Origin of the sequence: uncultured Xanthomonas sp. (genome assembly GCF_964278005.1) — a bacterium.
Lineage (GTDB): Bacteria > Pseudomonadota > Gammaproteobacteria > Xanthomonadales > Xanthomonadaceae > Xanthomonas_A > Xanthomonas_A sontii.
Genome location: NZ_CAXYKF010000028.1, coordinates 65,546 through 91,391, shown reverse-complemented (window position 1 = coordinate 91,391; position 25,846 = coordinate 65,546). Strand labels below are relative to the sequence as shown.

The 25,846-nt window shown below is 68.6% G+C and carries 26 protein-coding genes and 4 tRNA genes; 17 read left to right on the top strand and 13 right to left on the bottom strand.

What is annotated here, in order from left to right; translation table 11 throughout:
• The first annotated feature begins 148 nt into the window (after positions 1 to 148).
• The 10 genes from ACHWVH_RS20370 (at position 149) to ACHWVH_RS20325 (ending at position 9,520) form a co-directional block, all read left to right on the top strand.
• Positions 149 to 793, top strand: a complete 645-nt coding sequence (locus ACHWVH_RS20370; RefSeq protein WP_152244626.1) for a histidine phosphatase family protein — start codon at positions 149 to 151, stop codon at positions 791 to 793.
• 32 nt (positions 794 to 825) lie between these two features.
• The gene (locus tag ACHWVH_RS20365; RefSeq protein WP_394687851.1) at positions 826 to 1,248 is read left to right on the top strand and encodes a hypothetical protein; all 423 of its coding nucleotides are present in this window, start codon (positions 826 to 828) and stop codon (positions 1,246 to 1,248) included.
• Positions 1,245 to 2,504: a bifunctional tetrahydrofolate synthase/dihydrofolate synthase gene (gene folC / locus ACHWVH_RS20360; RefSeq protein WP_394687850.1), complete on the top strand. Its 1,260-nt coding sequence runs from the start codon at positions 1,245 to 1,247 to the stop codon at positions 2,502 to 2,504. Before ACHWVH_RS20365 ends, folC begins: the two co-directional genes overlap by 4 nt.
• A gap of 69 nt (positions 2,505 to 2,573) precedes the next feature.
• The gene (locus ACHWVH_RS20355; protein WP_267100318.1) at positions 2,574 to 3,671 is read left to right on the top strand and encodes an SPOR domain-containing protein; all 1,098 of its coding nucleotides are present in this window, start codon (positions 2,574 to 2,576) and stop codon (positions 3,669 to 3,671) included.
• A gap of 95 nt (positions 3,672 to 3,766) precedes the next feature.
• Positions 3,767 to 4,528, top strand: a complete 762-nt coding sequence (locus tag ACHWVH_RS20350; protein ID WP_017908612.1) for a CvpA family protein — start codon at positions 3,767 to 3,769, stop codon at positions 4,526 to 4,528.
• Between the two features lie 28 nt (positions 4,529 to 4,556).
• Positions 4,557 to 6,023, top strand: a complete 1,467-nt coding sequence (purF, locus tag ACHWVH_RS20345; protein WP_017913998.1) for an amidophosphoribosyltransferase — start codon at positions 4,557 to 4,559, stop codon at positions 6,021 to 6,023.
• Positions 6,016 to 6,603: a hypothetical protein gene (locus ACHWVH_RS20340; RefSeq protein ID WP_394687849.1), complete on the top strand. Its 588-nt coding sequence runs from the start codon at positions 6,016 to 6,018 to the stop codon at positions 6,601 to 6,603. Before purF ends, ACHWVH_RS20340 begins: the two co-directional genes overlap by 8 nt.
• Positions 6,555 to 7,406 carry a ferritin-like domain-containing protein gene (locus ACHWVH_RS20335; RefSeq protein WP_267083582.1) on the top strand — a complete coding sequence of 284 codons (852 nt, stop codon included), beginning with the start codon at positions 6,555 to 6,557 and terminating at the stop codon, positions 7,404 to 7,406. The genes ACHWVH_RS20340 and ACHWVH_RS20335 overlap by 49 nt, the downstream gene beginning before the upstream one ends.
• Positions 7,407 to 7,636: 230 nt before the next feature.
• Entirely contained in the window at positions 7,637 to 8,881 is a 1,245-nt protein-coding gene (locus tag ACHWVH_RS20330) for a zinc-dependent metalloprotease (RefSeq protein ID WP_295925429.1), read from the top strand.
• Positions 8,882 to 9,022: 141 nt separating this feature from the next.
• A complete protein-coding gene (locus ACHWVH_RS20325; protein ID WP_394687848.1) occupies positions 9,023 to 9,520 on the top strand; it encodes a hypothetical protein in 498 nt (165 codons plus the stop codon).
• 317 nt (positions 9,521 to 9,837) lie between these two features.
• Here the strand turns inward: ACHWVH_RS20325 and lpxH are convergent, their stop codons facing one another.
• The 8 genes from lpxH to ACHWVH_RS20285 form a co-directional block, all read right to left on the bottom strand.
• On the bottom strand, positions 9,838 to 10,575 hold the full coding sequence (gene lpxH, locus ACHWVH_RS20320; protein WP_267081907.1) for a UDP-2,3-diacylglucosamine diphosphatase: 738 nt from the start codon (positions 10,573 to 10,575) through the stop codon (positions 9,838 to 9,840).
• 100 nt (positions 10,576 to 10,675) lie between these two features.
• Entirely contained in the window at positions 10,676 to 11,200 is a 525-nt protein-coding gene (locus ACHWVH_RS20315; protein WP_017907843.1) for a phosphatase PAP2 family protein, read from the bottom strand.
• Positions 11,184 to 12,317 carry a glycosyltransferase family 1 protein gene (locus ACHWVH_RS20310; RefSeq protein WP_295925422.1) on the bottom strand — a complete coding sequence of 378 codons (1,134 nt, stop codon included), beginning with the start codon at positions 12,315 to 12,317 and terminating at the stop codon, positions 11,184 to 11,186. The genes ACHWVH_RS20315 and ACHWVH_RS20310 overlap by 17 nt, the downstream gene beginning before the upstream one ends.
• 214 nt (positions 12,318 to 12,531) lie before the next feature.
• On the bottom strand, positions 12,532 to 14,058 hold the full coding sequence (ppx, locus tag ACHWVH_RS20305; protein WP_017907841.1) for an exopolyphosphatase: 1,527 nt from the start codon (positions 14,056 to 14,058) through the stop codon (positions 12,532 to 12,534).
• A 55-nt stretch (positions 14,059 to 14,113) separates the two neighbouring features.
• Positions 14,114 to 16,213, bottom strand: coding sequence for a polyphosphate kinase 1 (gene ppk1, locus ACHWVH_RS20300; protein ID WP_148828563.1), 2,100 nt, complete (start codon positions 16,211 to 16,213; stop codon positions 14,114 to 14,116).
• A gap of 11 nt (positions 16,214 to 16,224) precedes the next feature.
• Complete coding sequence (gene phoR / locus ACHWVH_RS20295; RefSeq protein WP_017907839.1) at positions 16,225 to 17,550, bottom strand: phosphate regulon sensor histidine kinase PhoR; 1,326 nt, start codon at positions 17,548 to 17,550, stop codon at positions 16,225 to 16,227.
• Positions 17,551 to 17,614: 64 nt separating this feature from the next.
• Positions 17,615 to 18,304 (bottom strand): phosphate regulon transcriptional regulator PhoB, encoded by a 690-nt coding sequence (phoB, locus tag ACHWVH_RS20290; RefSeq protein WP_017907838.1) that lies wholly within the window; start codon positions 18,302 to 18,304, stop codon positions 17,615 to 17,617.
• An 83-nt stretch (positions 18,305 to 18,387) separates the two neighbouring features.
• Entirely contained in the window at positions 18,388 to 20,031 is a 1,644-nt protein-coding gene (locus tag ACHWVH_RS20285) for a M48 family metalloprotease (RefSeq protein ID WP_017907837.1), read from the bottom strand.
• A gap of 148 nt (positions 20,032 to 20,179) precedes the next feature.
• On the opposite strand from ACHWVH_RS20285, the gene grxC reads away from it, so the two are divergent.
• From grxC to ACHWVH_RS20270, 3 genes are all read left to right on the top strand, one after another.
• Positions 20,180 to 20,491: a glutaredoxin 3 gene (grxC, locus tag ACHWVH_RS20280; protein ID WP_017907836.1), complete on the top strand. Its 312-nt coding sequence runs from the start codon at positions 20,180 to 20,182 to the stop codon at positions 20,489 to 20,491.
• Positions 20,488 to 20,898 carry a carboxymuconolactone decarboxylase family protein gene (locus ACHWVH_RS20275; protein WP_017917387.1) on the top strand — a complete coding sequence of 137 codons (411 nt, stop codon included), beginning with the start codon at positions 20,488 to 20,490 and terminating at the stop codon, positions 20,896 to 20,898. Before grxC ends, ACHWVH_RS20275 begins: the two co-directional genes overlap by 4 nt.
• A gap of 163 nt (positions 20,899 to 21,061) precedes the next feature.
• The gene (locus ACHWVH_RS20270) at positions 21,062 to 22,069 is read left to right on the top strand and encodes an isocitrate dehydrogenase (RefSeq protein WP_017914031.1); all 1,008 of its coding nucleotides are present in this window, start codon (positions 21,062 to 21,064) and stop codon (positions 22,067 to 22,069) included.
• A gap of 138 nt (positions 22,070 to 22,207) precedes the next feature.
• Here the strand turns inward: ACHWVH_RS20270 and ACHWVH_RS20265 are convergent, their stop codons facing one another.
• Positions 22,208 to 23,008, bottom strand: coding sequence for a Bax inhibitor-1/YccA family protein (locus ACHWVH_RS20265; RefSeq protein ID WP_017917385.1), 801 nt, complete (start codon positions 23,006 to 23,008; stop codon positions 22,208 to 22,210).
• A gap of 153 nt (positions 23,009 to 23,161) precedes the next feature.
• Here ACHWVH_RS20265 and ACHWVH_RS20260 point away from each other — a divergent pair.
• The 4 genes from ACHWVH_RS20260 (at position 23,162) to ACHWVH_RS20245 (ending at position 23,622) form a co-directional block, all read left to right on the top strand.
• Positions 23,162 to 23,238, top strand: a tRNA-Pro gene (locus tag ACHWVH_RS20260).
• A gap of 44 nt (positions 23,239 to 23,282) precedes the next feature.
• Positions 23,283 to 23,359: transfer RNA gene (locus tag ACHWVH_RS20255), tRNA-Arg, on the top strand.
• 35 nt (positions 23,360 to 23,394) lie between these two features.
• Positions 23,395 to 23,471, top strand: a tRNA-His gene (locus ACHWVH_RS20250).
• A 75-nt stretch (positions 23,472 to 23,546) separates the two neighbouring features.
• A tRNA-Lys gene (locus ACHWVH_RS20245) sits at positions 23,547 to 23,622 on the top strand.
• An 84-nt stretch (positions 23,623 to 23,706) separates the two neighbouring features.
• Here the strand turns inward: ACHWVH_RS20245 and ACHWVH_RS20240 are convergent.
• From ACHWVH_RS20240 to ACHWVH_RS20225, 4 genes are all read right to left on the bottom strand, one after another.
• Positions 23,707 to 23,949 carry a hypothetical protein gene (locus ACHWVH_RS20240; RefSeq protein WP_394687847.1) on the bottom strand — a complete coding sequence of 81 codons (243 nt, stop codon included), beginning with the start codon at positions 23,947 to 23,949 and terminating at the stop codon, positions 23,707 to 23,709.
• Between the two features lie 172 nt (positions 23,950 to 24,121).
• Entirely contained in the window at positions 24,122 to 24,703 is a 582-nt protein-coding gene (locus ACHWVH_RS20235; protein WP_394687846.1) for a hypothetical protein, read from the bottom strand.
• Complete coding sequence (locus ACHWVH_RS20230) at positions 24,678 to 25,220, bottom strand: helix-turn-helix domain-containing protein (RefSeq protein ID WP_394687845.1); 543 nt, start codon at positions 25,218 to 25,220, stop codon at positions 24,678 to 24,680. Before ACHWVH_RS20230 ends, ACHWVH_RS20235 begins: the two co-directional genes overlap by 26 nt.
• A complete protein-coding gene (locus tag ACHWVH_RS20225; protein WP_394687844.1) occupies positions 25,217 to 25,624 on the bottom strand; it encodes a type II toxin-antitoxin system RelE/ParE family toxin in 408 nt (135 codons plus the stop codon). The genes ACHWVH_RS20230 and ACHWVH_RS20225 overlap by 4 nt, the downstream gene beginning before the upstream one ends.
• Positions 25,625 to 25,846 lie beyond the last annotated feature (222 nt).

Genomic DNA, 25,846 nt, shown 5'->3' with positions numbered 1-25,846 from the left:
GGCGGCTACGGCCGCCGTCCGCATGTCCGCCCCGGCACGCGGCGGCGGGCACGCGGGATGCAGCACAGGGTTTCCGGCGACGGAGCGGGTATCATGCCGCTCCGTTTTCGTTTGCGAGACGGCCCCTTCCCCCCAAGGAATCCAGCGCATGCGCATTCTGCTCGCCCGCCATGGCGAAACCCCGTGGAACGCCGAAGGCCGCTACCAGGGCCAGATCGACATCCCGCTGTCGCCGGTCGGCGACGCCCAGGCGCAGGCGCTGGGCGCACGCCTGCGCGACGTGCCGCTGACCCGCGCCGTGGCCTCGCCGCTGGCCCGCGCGCAACGCACCGCGCGCTTCGCCCTGGGCCCTGAGCGCGAGGCGCTGCTGCAGACCGATCCGGACCTGCAGGAGATCGCCCATGGCGAGTGGGAAGGCCTGTTGGCCAGCGAGATCCACGAGAAGGATCCGGCGCGTCTGCGCGCCTGGCGCGAGGAACCGGATACGGTGCTGATGCCGGGTGGCGAGTCGCTGCGGCAGGTGCTGGAGCGTTCCTGGCGCGGCCTGACCCGCGCCGCCGAGGGCCTGGGCGAGCACGACACGCTGCTGGTGGTGGCGCACGATGCGGTCAACCGGGTGATCCTGTGCCGGGTGCTGGGCCTGCCGATCGCGCGGCTGTGGAGTTTCCGCCAGGCGCCGACCACGCTGAACCTGCTGGAAGGGCCGGACGTGGAGCATCTGGAAGTGGTGCGCTTGAACGATTGCGCGCATCACACGCCGTTCTTCGGCGAGGCGAAGCATCGGGCGCTTTAGTTTCTTTCGATTCGTTCTGAGTGCACTGCGTAGTGCAACTGCAACTGCAAGTGCAAGTGCAAGTGCAAGTGCTTTCGCGCTTGGCGCGCGAGTCACTTTTCTTTGCTTGTGCAAAGAAAAGTAACCAAAAGAAAGCACACCCGGGCGGCACGCCCTCCGCGCTGCGCGCTCCGGGTGCGCAAGCAGACCGGACATTTTTCGGCGGCACATCCATGTGCCGTCGAAAAACGGCGCGCGTCCTGCGCGCCGCCCCTGCGGGGTTTTCGTCCGGCCTGCTTGCCGTGCCTCACGGGATCCTGAACAGCCAAAGCCAAAGCCAAAGCAACCACAACAGCAACAGCAACCGCAACCGCAACAGCCAAAACCGGAACCAAAACCAAAGCAGCAGCAAAATGCGTCGCCGCTATGAGTGCGCGTGCTGTTGTCGCATCAGTCGAGTTCAATCGTCTCCATGAACACCCTCCCCGAATGGCTCGCCTACATCGAGCGCCAGCACCCCCAGGACATCGCCATGGGCCTGGAACGGGTGCGCGCGGTCGCCGCACGCATGCACCTGACCAAGCCGGCCAAGCACGTCATCACCGTTGGCGGCACCAACGGCAAGGGCTCGACCGTCGCCTTCGTCGAGGCCATCGCGCGTGCCGCCGGCTGGCGCGTGGGCAGCTACACCTCGCCGCACCTGCTGCGCTACAACGAGCGCGTGCGCATCGACGGCGAAGAGGCCAGCGATGCCGAGCTGGTGACCGCCTTCGCGGCAGTGGAGGCCGCGCGCGGCGACACCGCGCTGACCTACTTCGAGTACGGCACGCTGGCGGCGCTATGGCTCTTCCAGCAGGCCAAGCTGGAACTGGCGGTGCTGGAAGTCGGCCTCGGCGGCCGGCTGGATGCGGTGAACCTGGTCGATGCCGATGTGGCGGTGATTACCACCGTGGACATCGACCACACCGACTGGCTCGGCAACGACCGCGAGGCGATCGGTGCGGAAAAGGCCGGCATCGCGCGGCCGTGGAAACCGCTGGTGCTCGGCGAGATCGATCCGCCCTCCAGTGTGCTGCGCCGCGCCTATGCGATCGGCGCCAATGCGCTGCGCGCCGGCAGCGACTTCTTCCACGAGCCGATCGACGCCGACCGCTGGCGCTGGCGCGACGTCGGCACCGAACTGCAGTTGCCGTTGCCGCAGCTGCGCGCGCCGGTGCAGCGCGCCAACGCCGCCACCGCCATCGCCGCCCTGCGTGCGCTGCGTCGCTCGCTGCCACGCAACGCCTACGCCGAAGGCATCGCCGCCGCACGCCTGCGCGGGCGCCTGCAGCCGTGCGTGCGCGACGGGGTGGAGGTGCTGGTCGACGTCGGCCATAACCCGCAGGCGGCCCGCGAACTGGCCACCGCGCTGCAGGCGCAGCCGGTCGCCGGCCGCACCTGCGCGGTGTTCGCGGCGCTGGCCGACAAGGACGCCGCCGGGGTAGTGGACGCACTGGCCGCGCAGGTCGATGCCTGGCATCTGGCCGGCCTGGCCGGCAACCGCGGCCAGAGCGCTGCGCAGTTGCGCGCGCGGTTGGCGGGGACCGCCGCCGCCGAGGCCGGCGGCGCCGAGAGCGTGGCGCAGGCGCTGCAATCGGCGTTGGCGCAGGCGCAGCCGGGCGACCGGGTGCTGGTGTTCGGTTCGTTCCATACCGCCGCCGAGGCCTTGCACTGGCTGCATTCAGCCGGCTGATCCCGCCTCCGCGCGGGCCCACCTTATAATCGGCACGGCACTCCGCCACGCCGCCCCCTCAGCCTTTCCGTGGATACCGTCCTGAAACAGCGATTGATTGGCGCCCTTGTCCTGGTAGCGCTCGCCGTGATCTTCCTGCCGATGCTGGTGAAGGGGCCTGCGCCCGACAGCGGCGTGGCCAATGTGCCGCTGAAGGCGCCCGACGCGCCGGCCGACGGCCAGTTCGAGACCCGCGAGCTGCCGCTGGTGACCCCGGGCGACGCACCCAGTGGCGGGGCGGTGGGCATGGCCAAGGCGCCGGGCGCCGCCGCTGCGCCAGCCGCCGCGCCGGCGCCGGTCAAGGACAACCCCGATGCCGCCGACCTGGCCGATCCGGCCGCGGGCAGCGCCGCGCAACCGTTGCCGCCGAGCACGGCCGCCGGCAACTACGCGGTGAATTTCGGCGCCTACGCCACCGCCGCCGACGCCGATGCGGTGATCGCGCGGCTCAAGCAGGCGCAGCTGCCGGGCTTCCGCGAGCAGGCCACGATCGGCGGGCGCCAGGCCTGGCGGGTGCGGATCGGACCGTATGCCGATCGCGCCCAGGCCGAATCCGTGCGCCTGCAGGCGGTCAAGGTCCGCAACGACGTCAACGCCCAGGTGGTGACCCTGGACGCGGCGCCGAGCAACGCCACCCCGGCCAGCGCTACGCCGGCTGCCGCCAGCAACGTCGCCGCCGCCGCGCCCGCCGCCCCGGCCAGGACCGAGGCGCTGCCGCCGGAGCCGGCCAAGCCGGTCGCCACCACCAAGCCGGCGACGCCGCCGGCGCCCAAGCCGGAACCGGCCAAGCCGGCCGTGCCCAAGCCCGAACCCACCAAGCCGGCGGCCACCCCGGCCACTACGGCGGCGGCCAAGCCGGCGCCGAGCGTGCCGGCCGCGCCGGCGGCCTCCGGCACCGGCTTCGCCGTGCAGTTGGGCGCCTTCGGCAAGGCCGAGGACGCCAATGCGCTGCGCGACAAGGTGCGCGCGGCCGGCTTCAGCGCCTTCGTCGAACAGGTGCGCACCGACAAGGGCGCGCTGAACCGGGTGCGGGTCGGCCCGGTCGCCAACCGCGCCGATGCCGAGCAGTTGCGCGCCCAGGTGGCAGCCAAGGTCGGCATCAGCGGTATGGTACGTCCACATCCTTGATCGGGCCGCGGCCCATGGAGTAGCACGATGGTCCAGGGAAGGCAGGCGCGACGCGCGATCGGCGCGATGCAGCGGCTCGGCCGCGGGAGGCGCGCATGATCGACATGGTGCTGTTGACGGTGATCCTGGTCTCGGCCCTGCTTGGGGCCCTGCGCGGGTTCGTCGGCATCGTGGTCGGCACGCTGTCCTGGTTCCTGGCCGGCTGGGCCACGTTCCAGTTCGGCGGCAATGCCGGGCAGTGGCTGGCCAACGGGTCCCGGCCGAGCATGAGCTACTACCTGGGCGGCTACGCGCTGACCTTCGTGACGGTGATGGCGGTGGTCGGCATCACCGGCATGGTGATCCGCACCGCGGTGCGCTCGACCGCGCTGTCGGGCACCGACCGCGCGCTCGGCTTCGGCCTGGGTGCGGCGCGCGGCGGCTTCTTCGCCGCGGTGCTGGCGTTCCTGATGAGCTTCACTCCGCTGACCCGCGAGCCGGACTGGCAGCATTCCATGGTGCTGCCGGTGCTCAAGCCGGGCGTGGGCTGGATGCGCGCGCAGATACCGGACTGGCACATGCCGCAGATGCCGCAGATGAACCTGTCGCAGATGCCGCAACTGAACGTGTCGCAGATGAATTTGGGCAACTTGCCCGCGGCAGGCGATAATGCCGCGCTGGGCAACGCCCTGCAGGCCAGTGGGCTGCAGGAGATGATGTCCAAGGCCCTGGGACGTCCCGGGGTGCGGTCCGCGCAGCCCGGGGGCGATCCGTCGCAACTGATGCCCGCGAACATCGATCCGGCGCAGGCGCGTCCGGCGCAATTCGACCCGGCACGGGTCGAACCCAACGGCCAGGCACGGCCACCTTCCCAATAGCGGCATCCCCGCCGCGGAGAGCGTTGACATGTGTGGCATCGTCGGAATCGTCGGCAACCAGAACGTGGCCGGGCAACTCTATGACGGCCTGGCCGTGCTGCAGCACCGCGGCCAGGACGCGGCGGGCATCGCCACCGCCGACGGCACCCGCCTGCGCGTGCAGAAGGCCAACGGGCTGGTCCGCGACGTCTTCGACGAGAAGCGCATGGCGGTGCTGGAAGGCCGCGTCGGCATCGCCCATTGCCGCTATCCGACCGCCGGCTCGGAAGGCATGGACGAGGCGCAGCCGTTCTACGTGAATTCGCCGTACGGCATCGCGCTGGCCCACAACGGCAACCTGGTCAATACCGAAGCCCTGCGCCAGCAGGTGTTCGAGGCCGACCGCCGCAACATCAACACCGATTCGGACAGCGAAGTGCTGCTGAACGTGTTCGCCTACGAGCTCGACGCGCAGCGCATGCTGACCCCGGAGGCGGCGATCCGCGCCGTGGCCGGCGTGCACCGCCGCTGCAAGGGCGGCTACGCGGTGGTCAGCGTGGTGCTGGGCCTGGGCCTGGTCGCGTTCCGCGACCCGCACGGCATCCGTCCGCTGGTGCTGGGCAAGCGCGAGAGCGTGGAGGGCGACGAGTACATCGTCGCCTCCGAGTCCTCGGCGCTGGACATCCTCGGCTTCACCCGCGTGCGCGACGTGCGCCCCGGCGAAGCGCTGGTGATCACCGGCCGCGGCGAGCTGTTCTCCGAGGTCTGCGCCTCGCCCACCGACCACACCCCGTGCATCTTCGAGTACGTGTACTTCGCGCGGCCGGACTCGATGATCGACAACGTCTCGGTGCACAAGGCGCGCATGCGCATGGGCATGAAGCTGGGCGAGAAGATCCTGCGCCTGCGCCCGGACCACGACATCGACACCATCATTCCGATCCCGGACACCTCGCGCGACGCCGCGCTGGAGATCTCCAACGTGCTCGGGGTGAAGTACCGCGAGGGCTTCGTCAAGAACCGCTACATCGGCCGCACCTTCATCATGCCGGGGCAGGGCGAGCGGGTGAAGTCGGTGCGCCGCAAGCTCAATCCGATCCACCTGGAATTCCGCAACCGCGTGGTGCTGCTGGTCGACGACTCGATCGTGCGCGGCACCACCAGCCGGCAGATCGTGCAGATGGCGCGCGACGCCGGCGCGCGCAAGGTGTACCTGGCCAGCGCCGCGCCGCCGGTGCGCTATCCCAACATCTACGGCATCGACATGCCGGCCGCCGACGAACTGGTCGCGCACGGCCGCAGCGAGCAGGAGATCCAGGAATTCCTCGGCTGCGACTGGCTGATCTACCAGGACCTGGAAGACCTGGAGACCGCGGTGCGCGAGGGCAACCCGGAACTGAAGGCGTTCGACTCCTCGTGCTTCAACGGCCAGTACACCACCGGCATCGAACCCGGCTATTTCGAGCGGATCATGCAGCTGCGCTCGGACGAGGCCAAGCGCAAGCGCCGTGCCTGAGTCCCGCCGCCGCCGCGCCCGGGCGCGGCGCATGCTCGCGCTGGCGGGTCTGGCGGCGCTGTGCGGCGGCTGCACTGCTGACGACGCCACGCGGCCGGTGCAGGCGCTGGACGATCCGCGCCTGCGCGACGGCAGCGTGCCGAGTGCGCAGTTGACCATGCTGCAGCTGTACATGGCCCCGGACCAGTTGGCGGTGCTGCAGCCGGGCTACCGCGCACCGTTGGCGATCGCCGGCGCGCAGCGCATCGGCGAGGACCTGCTGCTCCTGCGCCTGCGCGCGCAGGGCTCCTCCGACGACGTGCGCGCCGATGCGCCGCAGTGGGGGTATGCCGTCGATTGCCGCGACGGCACGTCGCGCCTGCTTGCCGCCGGCATCGGCGTCGACGCCGGCTGGCCGTCGGGCGCACCGCTGGCGAGCATCCCCGAACCGCCCGCGGCCGACCGCCGCAGCGCCTTCGCCCTGGCCTGCGCGCATCGCGTGGACTGCGTGTTCAAGGTGCCCGGCAACCGCTGCGAGCAGGCCCAGCGCACCTGGCTGGAACGGCGCCAGGCGGCAGCGCATCCGCCGGTGGCGCCGTGAACGGCGACCTGTACCAGGCCGCGCGCGCCTGCCTGGACGCCGCCGACCCCGACGAGAAGGTGGCGCTGACCCAGCGCCATGCCGCGGCCTGGCGCGACGGCGCGCTCGCGGTGCCGGCCGCGGCGCCGGCGCCCGAGCCGATCCGCATGCCGGGGCGGCCACCGCGACCGCTGCTGGTGCATCCGCGCGAGCTGCCGCGGCGCGGCCTCGGCAGTGCCGAGGGCCGTGCGGCGTTCATCCACGCCATCGCCCACATCGAACTCAACGCCATCGACCTGGCCTGGGACGCGGTCTACCGCTTCCGCGGCCTGCCGCCGGCGTTCTACGCCGACTGGGTGGCGGTGGCGGACGACGAATCGCGCCATTTCGTGCTGCTGCGCGACCGCCTGCGCGCGCTGGGCCATGCCTACGGCGATTTCGCCGCGCACAACGGCCTGTGGGAGATGTGCGAGAAGACCGCCCACGACGGCCTGGCGCGGATGGCGCTGGTGCCGCGCGTGCTGGAGGCGCGCGGCCTGGACGTGACCCCGGGCATGATCGCCAAGCTGCGCGCGCTTGGCGACGACGCCACCGCCGACATCCTGGACATCATCCTGCGCGAGGAAGTGGCGCACGTGGCCGCCGGCTCGCGCTGGTACCGCTGGTACTGCGCGCAGGCCGGGATCGAACCGCGCGCCCGCTTCGCGGCGCTGCTGCGCGAGTACGCCGGCGGCTACCTGCACGGCCCGTTCAACCTGCAGGCGCGCCTGCTGGCCGGGTTCGACGAGGACGAATTGCTGGCGCTGCAGCAGCAGGCCGGCTGAGGCGGCGTCCTCCCGCGGCATGGCGCCCGGGTCGCGTCAACGCGCAGGCGGCGGCATGAACGCCCTTGCGTGCGTTCTGTGACGCCTATCTCCGAGCGGAGACCCCGCTGCATTTGTTGCTTGCGCTGAACGGTGGCTGAGCGGCTAATCGAACTCCCCCGCGCGGCCTCCCCCGTCTCCGGCCGCGCGCGGGGCGACGTTCGTCCCTACTCACCACCCAGGAGTCCGACATGAAGTCGATGTGCAGCCTTACCGCGATGCTTGCCCTGTGTGTCGCCGGTTCCGCCTCCGCAGCCGGAACGCCCCTGTTCCAGAGCAGCCAGTACGTCTCCAAGTCCATCGCCGGCGAGCCGGCGCTGAGCCGCCTGCTGGCCAATCCCGCCACCGGCGCGGTGCAGCGGGTCGGCGTGAACGCCGCCGCGGTCACCGCCGGACAGAAGCAACTCGAGCTGGACCTGCTGGGCCAGCGCATCACCGCCACGCAGTTGAAGACCGAGCAATTGGAAGGCGGCAACAGCATCTGGTACGGCAATCTCGGCAATGCCGCGGTGGCGCGGACCCGCGCGCTGTCCGGCCTGGATCCGCTGAACTCGGCGATCCTGGTGCGCAGCGGCGACACCATCACCGGCAGCATCCGCAGCAACGGCACGCTGTTCCACCTGCGTCCGATCGCCGGTGGCGGCCATGTGCTGGTGGAGGTCGACGAACGCCGCATGCCGGCCGAGCATCCGGCCGACTACGCGCTGCTGCCGACCGTGCAGATGCCGCAGTCGGTGATCGACGAACGCGTGACCGCCGCCGGTGCCTCGTCGGGTTCGCCCGCGACCATCCGTGTGCTGGTGGTGGCGACCAACAAGGCGGTGACCAGCTACGGCGGCAACATGCAGTCGCTGGTGCAGTTGGCGGTGGCCGAGTCCAACCAGGGCTACACCAACAGCAATGTCGGCATCACCATGCAGCTGGCCGGCTACGAGACCACCAACTACACCGAGTCGGGCGACTTCAACACCGACCTGACCCGCTTCCGCGGCACCAGCGACGGCTACATGGACAGCATCCATACCTCGCGCAACAGCACCGCGGCCGACGTCGGCGTGCTGATCATCGACAACTCCGCCTATTGCGGCCTCGCCTCGGGCATCGGTTCCACCGCCGCCACCGCGTTCGCGGCGGTGTACTGGGATTGCGCCACCGGCTACTACAGCTTCGCCCACGAGATCGGCCATCTGCAGAGCGCGCGCCACGACGTGGCCACCGACTCCAGCACCTCGCCGTACGCCTATGGCCACGGCTATCGCTACGGCAACAGCTGGCGCACGATCATGGCCTACAACTGCACCAGCAACTGCCCGCGGCTGAACTACTGGTCCAACCCGAACGTGTCCTACAACGGCGTGCCGATGGGCAATGCCAGCACCGCTGACAACCAGCGCGTGCTGGTCAACACCAAGGCGACGGTGGCCGGGTTCCGTTAAGCCGGCACGCGCGTGGCGCAGGCCGCGTGCCTGCGCTACGCGCGGCGAAGACGGCCGGAGCGGGCGCGGCGGCGTCCGCTTCGGCTATGCTGGGAAGCGGTACCGGCGCGGCCGGTGCCGACCGACTTCCTGGGATCGACGATGTTCAAGCGCATGCGACTGCCGGCCGCGCTGCTGCTGGCGATGTTGAGCGCGGGCTGCGGCCCGGCTCCCGACCGGCAGACCGATACCCCGTCGCCGGCCGCCAAGACCGACGCGCCGCGGGCGACCCCGCCGGCCGCACCGGCCGACACCTTCGACGGAAACCGCGCGATGGACGCGTTGCAGGCGCGCCTGTCGGCCGATCATGCCTATCCCGATCTGCAGTGCCTGGGCTACGTTGTCGAGGACGGCGAGGACGCCGCCTCCCCGGCAGCGTCTGCAGCGGCCGCACCCGAGGCCGCCGCGCCGGCGGCGATCGAGATCGCCGTACGCGAGAAGCACGGCAACGGCTGCCCAGGCGACCCGCAGACCGAGCCGGTCCGCGACCGCTTCCGTGTCGAGCGCTCCGGTGCGATCCAGTGGTACGACGTGGTCGACGGCGATTTCGTCGAATACGCGCAATGGCGGCAGCAGCAAGCCGGTGGCGGCTTGCCCTGACAGGCGGATTTTCGCACCGCGCCGCGCGCGTGGTCGCGGCGCTGCGCGGCCAGGAAACGCGGGTGGAGGACGGTGGCCTGGATGTGGGCGGTGTCGACGTCGCGGCCCGGATCGTCAGGCCTGATTGCGGACTGCCCTGAGGTGGGCGGAGACGACCCGGTGCGCTGGGATGCCGTCATCGGCGGCCCTGCGGAATCCGGGGCCGAAGCGCTATTCGGCGCCGTCCTGCAGCCGCGCCGCGGTCGCAGGGAAATGCGTTGCCGCGAAGTGCCGGGCGCGCATCGGCGGGCTGCCCGCGGCCGCGCCGGACGCTGGCGCTAGAGCTGTTGCAGTTGGCAGCCCTGGGCGTCCACGCGCAGCACCGAACCCTGTTCGTACCAGTCGCCGAGCACGATGCGGGTGCAGGCGCGGTCCTCCACGTCCAGCGCATGCACCGCCGGCCGGTGGGTGTGGCCATGGATCATCCGCGCTACGCCGTAGCGGGCGAAGGTGGCGGCGACTTCGGCCGGGGCCACGTCGGTGACGGTTTCGAACTGCGCGCTGTCGTCCTGTTTCAACTCGGCCTGGCGCGCCTGACTGGCGGCGCGCGCCTGCTGCGCGTAGGCGATGCGCGCGGCCAGCGGCTGCGCCAGGAACTGCTGCTGGAAGGCCGGGTCGCGGGTCTGCGCGCGGAACGCCTGGTAGGCGGTGTCGTCGGTGCACAGCAGGTCGCCGTGCAGCAGCAGGGTCGGCTCGCCGTACAGATCGATCACGCAGGGATCGGGCAGCAGGCGCAGGCCGGCGCGCCGCGCGTAGTCGGCGCCGAGCAGGAAGTCGCGGTTGCCGTGCATGAAGAACACCGGCACCCCGGCCTCGTGCAGCGCGTGCAGCTCCACCGCCACCGCATCGGCCGCCTCGGACGGCGTGTCGTCGCCGATCCAGGCCTCGAACAGGTCGCCGAGGATGTACAACGCCTCGGCCTGCCGCGCCTGCCCGCGCAGGAAGTCGAGAAACAGCGCGGTGATCGCCGGCCGTGCCGGGTCCAGATGCAGGTCGGAGATGAACAGCGTGGTCATTTGGCCATTGTAGTACCGCCGGGAATGGAGAAACGGGAATCGGGAATGGCAAAAGCCCTCGCCGTTCCTATTCCCTATTCCCGGTTCCCCATTCCCAGCCTCATACCAACCACAACGACACACCCGCCAACAACGTGCCGATGCCGGTGGCGGCGAGGACGTCGCTGGGGTAGTGCAGGCCCAGCACCACCCGCGACAGCGCCACGCAGGCGATGAAGGGCACCAGCAGGGGCGCCAGCCAGGGGTAGTAGGCCAGGGCGACGATGCCGAAGGACACCGCGTGCAGGGTGTGGCCGGAGGGGAAGCTGAACTCGTCCAGCGGCGCCACCCAGGCGCGGATGCGCATATCGGCGGCGTATGGACGCGGGCGGCGGGTCCAGCGCTTCAGACCCTTGTACAGGCTCAGCGCGACCACGCCGGTGGCGGCCATGTGCGCGGAGGCGAACACGCCGTCCATGCCGTCGCACAGCACCAGCAGGGTCATCAGCGCGTACCAGAACACGCCGTCGCCGAGGCGGCTGATCACCGCGAAGAAGCGTCGCACCGAGCGCCGCCGGCACCAGTGGTTGGCGCGCCGGCACCAGCGGGTCTCGTGCCCGCGCAGGATCTCAAGCCGCGTCGACATGCGTCCTCCGGGTGTCCGCCAGTTGGTTGAGCAGGGCATCGAAATCGGCCACCACGCGCTCCGGGCGCAGTTGCTGCATCGACGCGCAGGCCGCCTCGCCGAGACGCTGGCGCAGCGCGTCGTCGCTGCCCAGGCGCAGCGCGGCGGCGATGAAGGCCTCGTCGTCGGCCACCGCCGCACCATTGATGCCGTCGCGCAGGTATTCGCGTGCCGCGCCGTAGTCGAAGGCGACGGTGGCGACGCCACTGGCCATCGCTTCCAGGGTCACGTTGCCGAAGGTCTCGCTGCGGCTGGGGAACAGGAACAGGTCGCCGCTGGCGAAATGCCGCGCCAGCGCGTCGCCGCGCTGGATGCCGCAGAAAATGAAGTCGGGATTTTCCTGCGCCAGGCGCTCGCGCAGCGGGCCGTCGCCGACCCAGACGAAGCGCGCCCGCGGACGCTGCTGCTGCAACTGGCGGAACGCGCGCACCGCCAGCGGCAGGTTCTTCTCCGAGGCGATGCGGCCCACGTAGAGCACCGCGCAGTCGTCGTCCTGCAGGCCCCACTGCGCGCGCAACTGCGCATCGCGGCGCTGTGGCTCGAACTGCTTGCTGTCCACCGCGCGCGCCAGCAGGCGCACCCGCTCGAAACCCTGGGTGGCGAGGAAGTCGCGCAGTTCGCGGGTCGGGACCAGGGTCGCCTGGGCCTGGTTGTGGAAGCGCCGCATCCAGCGCAGCGCGGTCGACTGCAGCCAGGCCGCGCCGTACTGCGGCAGGTACTCGTCGAAGCGGGTGTGGAAGCCGGTGGCGATCGGAATGCCCAGGCGCCGCGCGCTGCGCAGCGCCGACCAGCCCAGCGGGCCCTCGGTGGCGATGTACACCGCATCCGGCGGCGCCGCCTGCCACAGCTTGGTCAGGCGCCGCGGCGCGGGCAGGCCGAATTTCAATCCGGGGTAGCGCGGCAGCGCCGCACCGCGCACCAGCCGCAGATCCGCCGGGTCGGCGTCGCCGGCCTGGCGCGGACGCACCACGTCGACCGTATGGCCGCGCGCGCGCAGCCCCAGTTCCAGCCCCTGCACGGTCAGCGCGACGCCGTTGACCTCAGGGGGATACGTCTCGGTGACGATCGCGTAGCGCATGCGGGGGCTCCGGTTTGACAAAGCCTCGCGCAATGCAGTGAAGCGAACATGTCCAGTGCATGTAGGAACGATGACGCCCACGCCGGGCGTTTAGGTGCGCTTGCATCATCAGGCGACCAGGTGCAATGGCCTGCAGGCGAGCGAGGCCTTACCCGTGTCGCTTCAGCTCAAGCAAACCACCCAATCCCCATTCCCGATTCCCCAATCCCGGCTTTCAAGCCACAAATGGACGGAAATTGATCCCCAACCCGGCCATGCCCTCGACCTCGCCGATCAGGTCGGCACGCTGCAACGGCCGCGACTCGATCCACGGCTGCGACAGGATCAGGTGCAGGTTGGCGCCGTCGGCCTTCAGTTCCAGCGCCGGGATCGGGTCGGCTTCGTGCGCGCGGTGCAGCAGCACCGCCAGGCGCAGCAGCGCGGCCTTGCGCTTGGCGCTGAGCAGCAGGCGGTCGGGCAGTGCGTCGAACGCGGTCTTGGAGACGTTGCGGCGGTGCGTGCGCACCAGCGTGGCCAGCACCTGCTGCTCCTGCCGCGAGAAGCCGGCAATGTCCGAGTGCTCCAGCACGTAGGCGCCGTGCACGTGGTACTGGCTGTGCGCGATGGCCTGGCCGAGTTCGTGCAGGCGCGCGGCCCAGCCGAGCATGCGCGCGTCGTCGGCATCCAGCGCCCAGTCGCCGGCGACCTGCTCGAACAGCGCCATCGCGGTGTGCTCCACGCGTGCGGCCTGCGCTTCGTCGATGCCGTAGCGCTGGGTCAGCGCGGCGATCGCGGTTTCGCGCGGATCGTTCTCGCCGCCGCGGCCGAGCATGTCGTAGAGGATGCCTTCGCGCATGGCCGCCTTGCTCACCATCAGCCGTTGCAGGCCCAAGGCCTGGAATGCCGCCTCCAGCACCAGCACGCCGCCGGCGATGATCGGCCGGCGGTCGGCGGACAGGCCGGGCAGGTCGATGTCCTCGATGCGCTTGGCCAGCAGCAGGCGGTCGCGCAACTGCGGCAGCGCCTCGGCGGTGATCGCGCCCTTGGTCAGCTTCATCGCCGCGCAGATCTCGCCGATCGCCTTGTGCGTGCCGGACGAGCCCAGCGCCTCGTGCCAGCCCAGCGCACGGTACTGCCCGGCGAACTGCTGGAACTCGGCGCCGATCTCGGTCAGCGCGTCCTTCCACTTCTTCTTGGACAGCTTGCCGCCCGGGAAGAAGCGCCGCGTGCTGGCGATGCAGCCGGCCTGCAGGCTCTCGCGTTCCAGGGTCTGGAAGCCGCTGCCGATGATGAATTCGGTGGAGCCGCCGCCGATGTCGATCACCAGGCGGCGTTCGTCCGGCTTGGGCGGCTGCGCATGGGCCACGCCGAGGTAGATCAGGCGCGCTTCCTCGCGGCCGCTGACCACTTCGATCGGATGGCCCAGCGCGGTTTCGCCGGGAATCAGGAAGGTCTGCGGCGAGCGCAACTGGCGCACGGTGTTGGTGGCCAGCGCGCGCACCCGCAGCGAGGGCAGGTCGCGGAGGCGCTGGCCGAAGCGCGCCAGGCATTCCAGCGCGCGCTGTCGCGCCTCGGTGGACAGTCCGCCCTTGTTGTCCAGGCCGTCGGCCATGCGCACGGTCTCGCGCAGGCGGTCCACCACCCGCAACTGCCCGAGCTGGTAGCGGGCGATGACCATGTGGAAGCTGTTGGAACCCAGGTCGATGGCGGCCAGCAGGTCGCCGTCGCGCAGCGGCGGATGAGTGGGGGAGGTGGCAGGCATGGCGGAATGGTAGCCGATGCGCGGCGCGCGCCGTTGGCGCTGCGCCGCGGTGTGCTCAGAGCCCGTCGAGCAGGGCCAGCTGCGCCGAATGCGGCGGCTGGTCCTGGCCCGGGGCCAGCTTGCGGTAGTTGCCGTCGGCGTCCAGTTCCCAGGCGTTGAGATTGTCGGCCAGGTAGTTCTGCAGCACCTCGCGGTGGATGCGCTTGACCAGGTCCGGATCCAGGATTGGGAAGCCGGTCTCCACGCGCCGCAGCAGGTTGCGTTCCAGCCAGTCGGCGCTGGCGCAGAACAGTTCCGGCGCACCGTCGTTGCCGAACCAGTAGACCCGGCTGTGCTCGAGGAAGCGGCCGACGATCGAGCGCACCCGGATGTTGTCGGACACGCCCGGCACGCCGGGGCGCAGGGTGCAGGCGCCGCGCACGATCAGGTCGATCTTCACGCCTGCCTGCGAGGCCGCGTACAGCGCGCGGATCACCTGCGGCTCGTTGAGCGCGTTCATCTTGGCGATGATGCGGCCCGGGCGGCCGGCATGCGCCAGCTTGGTCTCGCGCTCGATCCGGTGCAGCACGCCCGGGTGCAGGGTGAAGGGCGATTGCAGCAGGCGCTTGAGGCGGATCTTCGGCGCCAGCCCGGACAACTGCTGGAACAGCAGGTGCACGTCGTTGCCGATGTCCACGTCGGAGGTGATCAGGCTCAGGTCGGTGTAGGCGCGCGCGGTGCCGCTGTGGTAGTTGCCGGTGCCCAGGTGCACGTAGCGGCGCAGCTTGCGGCCCTCGCGGCGCACGATCAGCAGCATCTTGGCGTGGGTCTTGTAGCCGACCACGCCGTACACCACCTGCACGCCGGCTTCCTGCAGGCGGTCGGCCAGGCCCAGGTTGGCCTCTTCGTCGAAGCGCGCGCGCAGTTCCACCACCACGGTGACGTCCTTGCCGTTGCGCGCGGCCAGCACCAGCGCATCGACGATCGCCGAATCCTTGCCGGTGCGGTACAGGGTCTGCTTGATCGCCAGCACGTTGGGATCGATCGCGGCCTGCTTGATCAGGTCCAGCACCGCGGTGAAGGCGTCGAACGGGTGGTGCAGCAACACGTCGCCGGCGGCGGCGATCTCGAAGATGCCTTCGCTGTCGCGCAGGGTGCGCGGATTCATCGCCGGATACTTCAGGTCCGGGCGCTGCACCAGGTCGTAGACCTGGTTGACCCGGCTCAGGTTGACCGGGCCGTTGATCCGGTAGACCGCGTTTTCCGGCAGTTCGAAGTTCTGCAGCAGGGTGCGCACGATCGACTTCGGGCAGTCCTCGGCGATCTCCAGCCGCACCGCCGGCCGGTAGCCGCGGTTGACCAGTTCGTCGCGCAGCGCCAGCGCCAGGTTCTCCACTTCCTCCTCGTCCACCACCAGTTCCGAGTTGCGGGTGACGCGGAACTGGTAGGAGCCCATCACCTCCATGCCCGGGAACAGCTCGTCGACGAAGGTGGACAGCACCGAGGACAGGAACACGAAGCTCTGGCCGCCCTCGGCCAGGCTTTCCGGCAACTGGATGATGCGCGGCAGCGAGCGCGGCGCGCGCACGATCGCCAGGTGGCCGACGCGGCCGAACGCGTCGGTGCCCTTGAGCACCACCACGATGTTCAGCGACTTGTTGAGGATCTTCGGGAACGGATGCGCAGGATCCAGGCCCAGCGGCGACAGCACCGGCATGATCTCGTTGCGGAAGTAGGCGCGCAGCCAGCGCTTCTGCCGCGCGTTCCAGGAATGCCGGCCGAGCACGCCGATGCCGGCGTCCTTCAGCGCCGGGCGCAGCACCTCGTTCCAGCAGCGGTACTGCTGGTCGACCAGTTGCGCGGCGCGGTCGTGGATCGAGGTGAGGATGGCATTGGGGCTCATCCCGTCGGGTGCCGGCGGCAGCCCGAATTCCTGCGCGTGGCGCACGGTGGCGGCGCGGATCTCGAAGAACTCGTCGAGGTTGGTGCAGGAGATGCACAGGAAACGCAGCCGCTCCAGCAACGGCACCTGCGGATCCTGCGCCTGCGCCAGCACCCGGAAGTTGAAGTCCAGTTGCGACAGTTCGCGGTTGATGTACAGCGCGGGGTCGCGCAGCGGGTCGCTGGGAATGTCCGGGGGCGGCGTGGGCGGCAGGGCAGGGGCGCGGCGGGGCATGGTGTCTCTCGTTAGGCGGAGGTCAGGGTGGCATGGTCGTGCCGCGGATGCACGCGCCCGGCGCCGAAGTGGCAGGAGAAGGTGCTGCCCTTGCCGACTTCGCTCTCGATCTCCAGCCGCGCCTGGTGCAGGCCGAGGACGTGCTTGACGATCGACAGGCCCAGGCCGGTGCCGCCGCTCTCGCGCGAGCGGCTGCTGGAGACGCGGTAGAAGCGCTCGGTGATCCGCGGCAGGTGATGCGCGGGAATGCCGTAGCCGCTGTCGCGCACCGCCAGCACCGCGCCATCGCCCTCGCGGGCGAAGGTGATGCGGATGGTGCCGCCGGCCGCGGTATAGCGCACCGCGTTGGTGACCAGGTTGGAGAAGGCGCTGTGCAGTTCCTTGTTGGAGCCGACCAGGTCGCAATCGGCTTCGTCGTGGACCTCGATGCGGTGCCGGCCCTGGCTGTGCGCCTCGGCCTCGCGGCGCAGCGTGGCCAGCATCGGCGCCATCGCGATCGACTCCTCGTTGGCGTGTTCCTGCGATTCCAGCCGCGACAGGGTCAGCAGGTCCTCGACCAGTTGGGTCATGCGCTGCGACTGCTTGCGCATCTCGGCGATCATCGGCCCCGAATCCGGGAAGTCCTCCGGGTCGAGCATGTCCAGGTAGCCGTGGACCACGGTCAGCGGCGTGCGCAACTCGTGCGAGACGTTGGCGACGAAATCGCGGCGCACCTGCTCCAGTTGCAGCAGCTTGCTGACGTCGCGCGCGACCAGCAGCCAGTGGTCGTCGGAATAGGGAATGAGGCGCAGGTTCAGGCGCAGGCGGTCGTCGACCGGGGAGGGCATGTCCAGCATCGGCTCGGCGTTGCGGCCGCCGCTGAGCCAGTGCGCCAGCGGCATCGGCTGCAGCCGCTCCACCACCGGCGCGCCGAGGTCGCCGGGGTGGCGCAGGCCGAGCAGGGTGCCGGCTGCTTCGTTGAACCATTGGATGCGCTGGCTGTTGCGGTCCACCACCACCACCGCGTCGGGCAGGGCCGCGGCGGCGGCGCGGTAGGCGCGCAGCATGTCCAGCAGGCGCCGCTTGCGCACGCGCATTTCCGCCTGGCTGCGGTACAGCAGCCGGTCCAGTTCGTTCCACACGCCGGTGCCGGCCGGCGGCTCCCAGCGCTGGCGCGCGGTCAGCCGCCGCAGCACCCGCCGCAGCCGCCAGTAGTGCCAGCCCATCACCCCCAGCGACATCAGGGTCAGCGCCATCCACACATGGCCGCCGATCCAGCCGATCAGCAACGCCAGCAACAGCAGGCCGGCGAGCGTGCCGAGGGTCTTCAACCAGGCGGAGCGGATGTGGCGGGGCATCGGGAACGCACTCTGTCGCAAAGGATCGTGATCCGTCCGCCGTTATAGCAGGCGAAGGCGGCGGTCAGATGGACGCAGAGAAGCGATAGCCGGAACCGCGGACGGTCTGCACCATGTTTTCCACCGAGAACGGCTCCAGCGTCTTGCGCAGGCGGCGGATGTGCACGTCGATGGTGCGCTCTTCCACGTAGACGCTGCCGCCCCAGACGTGATCGAGCAACTGCGCGCGGCTGTAGACGCGCTCGGGATGGGTCATGAAGAAGTGCAGCAGGCGGTACTCGGTCGGGCCGATCGGCACCGGCGCCTCGCCGGCGAACACCCGGTGCGCGGCGCCGTCGATGCGCAGGCTGCCGACCGAGACGCTGCCGTCCTCGTCGTCCTCGCGGGTGCGGCGCATCACCGCGCGGATCCGCGCCAGCAGCTCGCGTGCCGAGAACGGCTTGACCACGTAGTCGTCGACGCCGGCCTCCAGGCCGCCGACGCGGTCGTTCTCCTCGCCGCGGGCGGTGAGCATGATGATCGGCACTTCGCGGGTCATCGCATCCTTGCGCCAGCGCCGGGCCAGTTCAAGGCCGCTGGTGCCGGGCAGCATCCAGTCCAGCAGGATCAGGTCCGGGACCCGGTCGGCGATCGAGGTCTGCGCTTCGCGGGCATCGCCGGCGTGCACCGGCTCGAAGTCGCCCTTGCGCAGGGCGAACGCGACCATGTCGCGGATGGCCGGCTCGTCGTCGACGATCAGGATGCGTTTCTGCACAACGGCACCGTGGAACTGGGGAGGAAGGTCGCCAGTAGACTACGGTTTTATTACGTTTGAGTGACGCCTGACACGGGCGCGTTTCAGCGCCGTTGCATGTCCGGGTCCTGCACGCCCTGGCGGCGCAGTTCCAGCACCGTCGGGGTGATCGCGGCGATGCGCGCGTCGATGCGCGCGCGCGCCACGTAGTCCAGGTCGCTGCGCTTCTTCAGGTTGCTCAGCTGGATCAGGGCCTGCTCCGGATGCCCGTTCAGGTAGGCCGCCTCGGCATACGCCTCGCCGGCCCGGGTGTCGTCGCCGGCCAGTTCGCAGGCACGGGCGAAGGTGCGCTGGAACACCGGATCCTCCGCGGCGGCCCCGAGCAGCGGCCGCAGCACCGCCTGGGCGCGCTGGCCGGCCTGGCGGCCGCCCTGTTCGTTCAGGGCGGTCGCATAGCTCAGCGCCACCGCCCGGTTGCTGGGCATGCGCTTGACCAGCGCCTCGAAGCGCTGGTCGGCGGCCTGGTTGCGGCCGGCCTTGGCCTCGGCCTCGGCCACCGCCACGGTCAGCCACCAGTTGTCCGGGTGCGCCTGCAGCAGGCTTTCCAGCGTCTGCGCGACCTCCTGCGCACTGCCGCCGGCACGCAGCCGGGCCAGCGCCAGGCCGTAGCGCTGGGCATCGCTCAGGCCCTGTTTGCTGCCCTGGCGCAGGCCTTCGTATTCGCGGATCGCATCGGCCGGGGTGTTGGCGCTGAACACCCGCAGCCGCTCGCGGGCCCACTCGAACTGGCCGCTGGGGCCGCGCGCGTAGTTGGCGAACGGCAGTTGCAGGCCGCCGGGCAGCAGCGGGTTGCTGGGCGCGCCCAGCGGCTGGCTCAGCGACACGTCGTTCGGATCGACCCGCTCCTTCAGGGTGCCGCCGGGCACGCTGGTGGTCAGGGTCAGGGTGTTCTTCTTCATCTGCTCGGCGCGCTCGCGGGCCTCGCTGATGCGGGTGGTGGTGACCGGGTGGGTCATCAGGAAGTCGGGGGTGCTGTAGCCGCCCTGGTTGCCGCGCATCGCCAGCGACATGCGTTCGAAGAAGCCGGCCATCGCGTCGACGTCGTAGCCGCTGCGCGCCAGGGTGCGGATGCCCAGGCGGTCGGCCTCCGATTCGTTGGAGCGGGTGTAGTCGATCTGCCGCTGCTGCATCAGCCCCAGGCCGCTGGCGATCGCCGCCTGGGTGGCATCGCCGCTGGAGCGCCCGCCGGCCTGCTGCGCCGCGACCACCGCGGCGAGCATGCCGAGCAGGATCGGGATCTGGTCGCGCTGCGCCCGCTCGACCCCGCGCAGCACGTGCTGCTGGGTGACGTGGGCGATCTCGTGCGACAGCACCGCGGCCACCTCGTCCTCGCGCTCGGCGGTCAGTACCAGCCCGGCGTTGACCGCCACGTAGCCGCCGAGGGTGGCGAAGGCGTTGATCTGGCGGTCGCGCAACATGAAGAAGGTGAACTTCTGCTGCGGCTGGTCGCTGTTGGCGCCGAGCCGGGTGCCCATGGTCTGCAGCCAGTCGTCGATCAGCGGGTCCTCGAGTACGTAGCCGTAGCTGCGCAGCTCGGCCAGCATCATCTTGCCGTACTCGGCCTGGCGCGCCGGGGTCAGCAGCTCGCCGGCCGAGGAGCCGATGTCCGGCAGCTTGTTCTCCTGGGCCGGCGCCACGGCGCAGGCGGTGGCCAGGGTGATCGCGAAGGCGAGCGGCAGCAGGCGCAAGACAGGCTCCAGGGGGCAGGCGGACGCCGGGTGGCGGCCGGGACGACGGTGAATCCGGGATGATTCGCAGTGTTGCGGCAGCGGCCTCGAAAATCCACCCGGCCGCTACCATAGTGGCTTGGACCTTCTACACCGCCCGGAGTTTCCCGTGGACAACCCAACTGCCGACACCGGCCACGCCGGCGGCCCGCCGATCACCCTCTATTCCACCGCGATTTGCCCGTACTGCGTGGCGGCCAAGAACTTCCTCAAGAGCAAGGGCCGCACCTGGAACGAGGTGCGGATCGACCTGGACCCGGCCGAGCGCGAGAAGATGGTCGCGCTGGCGCGGCGCACCAGCGTGCCGCAGATCTTCGTCGGCGACGTCCACGTCGGCGGCTACGACGACATGATGGCGCTGCACCGCGCCGGCAAGCTGGAGCCGCTGCTCGACGGCCACGCCCCCGAGGCGCAGGCATGAGCGGCGCCGCGACGGGCGAGGGCGGCGCCTCCGGGCAGGACCGCGTCCGCGAGTTCACAGAGTTCCGCCAGCGCATGAACCAGCGCATCCTGGCCGAGCCGAACCAGGTGGTGCGGCGCTTCTTCGCGCTGGACACCCAGACCTACCAGGCCGGCGCGCTGGACGTGAAGACCAAGGAACTGCTCGGCCTGGTCGCCTCGCTGGTGCTGCGCTGCGACGACTGCATCAGCTACCACGTGGCCCAGTGCAAGGAGGCCGGGGTCAGCCGCGAGGAGTTCTTCGAGACGTTCTCGGTGGGCCTGGTGGTCGGCGGTTCCATCGTGATCCCGCACCTGCGCCGCGCCGTGGACTTCCTCGACACGCTGGAGGCCGGCGCCGCCGCGCCAGCGCAGCACGCGCACGATTGAGCCGCTTCGGGCTGCCCCGATGGCCACCGGCGCCCGCGCCGGAGGCCGTCCGGTTTTGGGCGCCTTCACCGGCTTCGGGCATAATTACCGCTGAAACCTCCTTGCGCCTGCAGCCCCGGTTCCCGGGCGGCGCTCCCCCCTCTTGTACGGAAACCGCAACCCTATGACGCAGACAATCACGGTCATCCGTGGCGATGGCATCGGCCCGGAGATCATGGACGCCACGCTATTCGTGCTCGATGCGCTGAACGCCGGCCTCACCTACGAATACGCCGATGCGGGCCTGGTGGCGCTGGAGAAGCACGGCGACCTGCTGCCGGCCGCCACGCTGGAGTCGATCCGCAAGAACAAGGTGGCGCTGAAGAGCCCGCTGACCACGCCGGTGGGCGAGGGCTTCAGCTCGATCAACGTGGCCATGCGCCGCCAGTTCGACCTGTACGCCAACGTGCGTCCGGCCAAGTCGTTCCCCAACACCAAGTCGCGCTTCGGCGCCGGCGTGGACCTGATCACCGTGCGCGAGAACACCGAAGGCGCCTACCTGAGCGAAGGCCAGGAAGTGTCCGCCGACGGCGAGACCGCGCTGTCGATGGCCAAGGTGACCCGCAAGGGTTCCGAGCGCATCGTCCGCTACGCCTTCGACCTGGCCCGCGCGACCGGCCGCAAGAAGGTCACCGCGGTGCACAAGGCCAACATCATCAAGTCCACCTCGGGCCTGTTCCTGAAGGTGGCGCGCGACGTGGCGGCGAACTACCCGGAGATCGAATTCCAGGAAATGATCGTCGACAACGCCTGCATGCAGTTGGTGATGCGCCCGGAGCAGTTCGACGTCATCGTCACCACCAACCTGTTCGGCGACATCCTGTCGGACCTGTGCGCCGGCCTGGTCGGCGGCCTGGGTCTGGCCCCGGGCGCCAACATCGGCGTGGACGCGGCGATCTTCGAAGCCGTGCACGGCTCGGCCCCGGACATCGCCGGGCAGGGCAAGGCCAACCCGTGCGCGCTGCTGCTGGGCGCGGCGCAGCTGCTGGACCATATCGGCCAGCCGCAGAACGCCGAGCGCCTGCGCAACGCCATCGTCGCCACGCTGGAAGCCAAGGACGGTCTGACCCCGGACCTGGGTGGCAGCGGCAACACCATGGGCTTCGCCAAGGCCATCGCCAGCCGCCTCTGAGCGTCCGGAAGATCGCAGAAATAAAGAAAGGGCGCCCCAGGGCGCCCTTTCTTTTGCTCGGAAACTTGTCTGAAGCCAAGCCCGCTCATCGATCAAGGGGAGTTCGCTTTTACGATTCCCCAATCCCGATTCCCGACTTCAATTCCGCGACTGCAGCTTCGACAGCAGGCGCAGGAACTCCAGGTACAGCCACACCAGCGTCACCATCAGGCCGAACGCGCCGTACCACTCCATGTACTTGGGGGCGCCCTGTTCGACGCCGCTCTCGATGAAGTCGAAGTCCAGTACCAGGTTCAGCGCCGCCACCACCACCACGAACAGGCTGAACAGGATGCCGACCGTGCCGGAGGCGTGGATGTAGGGGATCTGGATGTTGAAGAAGCCAAGCACCATCGTGGCCAGGTACACCAGCGCGATGCCGCCGGTGGCCGCGACCACGCCCAGCTTGAAGTTCTCGGTGGCCTTGATCATGCCGCTGCGGTAGGCGAACAGCATCGCGAACAGGGTGCCGAAGGTCAGCAGCACGGCCTGCAGCACGATGCCGTTAAAGCGCACTTCGTACATCGCCGAGATCGATCCCAGGAAGAAGCCTTCCACCAGCGCGTACAGCGGCGCGGTGATGGGCGACCATTCCTTCTTGAAGATCGTGATCAGGGCCAGGATGAAGCCGCCGATCAGGCCGCCCAGCGCGTAGCCGGCCACGCCAGGAGCGATCATCGCGTTGCCCGCGGCATCGATCGAAACCGACTGGCTCCAGGCGAATACGGCGGTGAGCGCTGTCAGCATCAACAGGATGCCGGTCTTGTTGGCGGTGCCGTTCAGGGTCATCGCACCGCTGTCGCGCGCGACGACCGTGCCGTTGCCGGGCGAGACCACGTTGCCGCTGTGCAGATCGAGGAAGGTGGATTCCTTCAGGGCGGGGTTGCCGCTGCGAAGCATGCTGTTTTCTCCTTCAAAATGGCTCTCGGCCGATGCCGATGGCAAGCCGTGAGCATAGCGCAGGCGATGTTGCGTGCATGCGACGTTGACAGCGGGCCGCAAGCTTCCCACAATAGCCGACCTTTCCGGCCTTGGCCGCGAGGGATGTTCCGCCGGGGTATAGCGCAGTCTGGTAGCGCGCCTGCTTTGGGAGCAGGATGTCGGGGGTTCGAATCCCTCTACCCCGACCAATCCGATGTCCAACGGCGGAAAGGAATGCGACAATCCAGCCAGGGCGCCCGTAGCTCAACTGGATAGAGCACCGGCCTTCTAAGCCGGCGGTTACAGGTTCGATTCCTGTCGGGCGCGCCACACCGGCGCCGGGCAGGAGATGCAAGGTTTCAATGGTGGCTGTAGCTCAGTTGGTTAGAGTACTGGATTGTGATTCCAGATGTCGGGGGTTCGAGTCCCCTCAGCCACCCCATTGATCGCGTGACCCGATGCTTCGCGGGTGTTGCAACGAAGCAAAAAAGCACATAGAATGTGCGACTCAGTTTCAGGGCCGTTAGCTCAGTTGGTAGAGCAGTTGACTCTTAATCAATAGGTCCAAGGTTCGAATCCTTGACGGCCCACCAAATAAAACAGCCACTTAGCGCAAGCCAAGTGGCTGTTTTTCTATGTGTCGGGAAAATTCCCGGGAAAAATACCCCGGGAATGCACTACTTACGCTTGGGCGTCGGCACCAGCAGCAGGTCGTGGGCGTAGCGGTTCGTTGTCTCCGGGTTTGCGTGTCCCGCGGCGTCTTGCTTGTCGCCCCGGTTGCCGGGGGTGTCGGGGATGCCGCGATGCTTCAGGCCATGCAGGCCGAACCGCGTTTCGGCGTCGATCACCTTCTCCTCGAGCGCCGTAGCGATCATGCGTTGCCAAGCGCTCGTGGTGTACCGGGACGCCAACACCACCATCTTGGTCGTCTACGGCAGCAACGGCGAATACATCACCTCCTATGTGATCAAGTCTCCACAGACTAAACCGCCGCAGTAACCCGTAGAGCGCGCCAACTGGCTCGCGGAGCCGAGTCGAACCCTATTTTTTGGTGGAAAAAGAGAGGGCCGCTTGCGCGGCCCCTCTCTTTTTCTAGTTCGCTTCAGTTTTCCGCTTGGTGGCTGGCTTCTTTGTCGCCAGCGTTCGCGCCTCCTTCTTGCGGGAGCTTTCGACTGCTTCTGCTTTAGCGCGAGCTGCTTCCATCATCGAGGGATCGACCCCAAAGCTCTTCTGCAAGATATCTTCAAGCTTGTCTGTCTCAAAGAGCATCTCAACGTCAGAAGGTTCCAGCATCACGCTTGGGAGTAGCGCTGTGCCATATGGTGCGCGAGAGGACACTAGGGCCAGCATCTCTCGAGCACCAGAGTAGAGGATGCGCGCTACGTTTACGGCTACAACCTCAGGGTTGAACGCGCTTTTGTAGGCCTGTCGGCAACCGTCAACGTCGATGCGAAAGGTCACAAGAACTTGCAACGAGATTACATAAGGCCTGCTGTCATCGCTTTGATCGATGCTTAGCATGGCGAAATGGGATCCGTCAGAGTCGTACATGACCTGGGCGCGGACGACGATCGGTAGAGGCTCGTCTACGACACTTTGGCCAATGCTGGGTATCGCTCGTACGCTGACGATCGTGTACTCAGGGGCGTCAAGCTGCAATGGGCTCGGCTTCATCGTTCGCTGCTAGTTGCGTCAGTGCTTCATTAGCTTGGGTATACCCAGCGCGGTTTGGCATGGAGCTGTATCCCGATCTGCGTGCGGTTGATTGACGCGAATCAAGGTTTTGGCTCTGAGCCCAGATGTATGCAACGCTGCCCTCTCTTTTCGTGATTGCAGCAGCCGGAGCAAGCTCTTTTTGGGCTAGCCTGAAGTAGACGTCTCCGTCATCCTCCGTTGGGCTAAGAGTAAAGCTGGAGCGGCCCAAGCTAATGCTCAGGTCAACGGTGCCGCTAAGAGCTTGCACATACTGGAAGAGGGTGGAGAGTAGGAAGTCGCCGCGACCCTCGAACTTCGATACCGCAGCTTGAGACTTGCCAAGCTGTGTGGCGATTTCTTTTTGTGTGAGGCCAGCAGCTTCCCGAAGCGCGGCCAAGGGTAGGCTTCGCAGCGCATCTTGAAATGCTTGCTGCACATCGGCGTGGCCCTCAAGGCCGCGTGCACTCAGGAAATCTTCCAGGCGCATGGTACTCATTGTTGTTTTCTTCCCTTGGTTTTCTTGGCGACGACTTTGCTGGCCATATCGGCCGCATTCGTTTTGTCTAGATGGGCATCAAGTAGATCATCCGCAATGGGGATGAATTCCTCGTAGAACTCATCAACGCCGTAGGCGATCTTGTCGCCGCCGACGAGCAAGATCCCTCGACGCTTTGTGTCGAACGCAAAGAAGATGCGGAACTGCTTGTCCGCGCACTGAACACGAAGCTCCTTCATGTTGTGGTGTCGTGAACGGTGTATGCGATCCACGTGTGGACGGCCCAGAGTTGGTCCCTTAGCCGCAAGGAGCTGCATTGCCCCAGCCACCTTAATTTGTTCATTTCCCGAGAGTCCGTCGAAAAATTCCTGGGCCTCGGTGAGCAGTTCAACGACCCAGGTCATCAGGATAACCTTGGAGTTATTTTTCTACAACTGACTTCGTTGCGAAAAGTCAAGCGCCCCCCTTCATTCCTTGATCCGCCTGGGCCTTCGATCGCCAATCCTAGCCGACACGGGGGCTTCCAGCGAGCGACCGCGCGAGTAAAGCATGGCCATCGCCGTGCGGCTCCCCAAAGACCGCCGTGATGGTCGTGAAGGCGCGGCCTTCAGGGGATAGCCGGATCA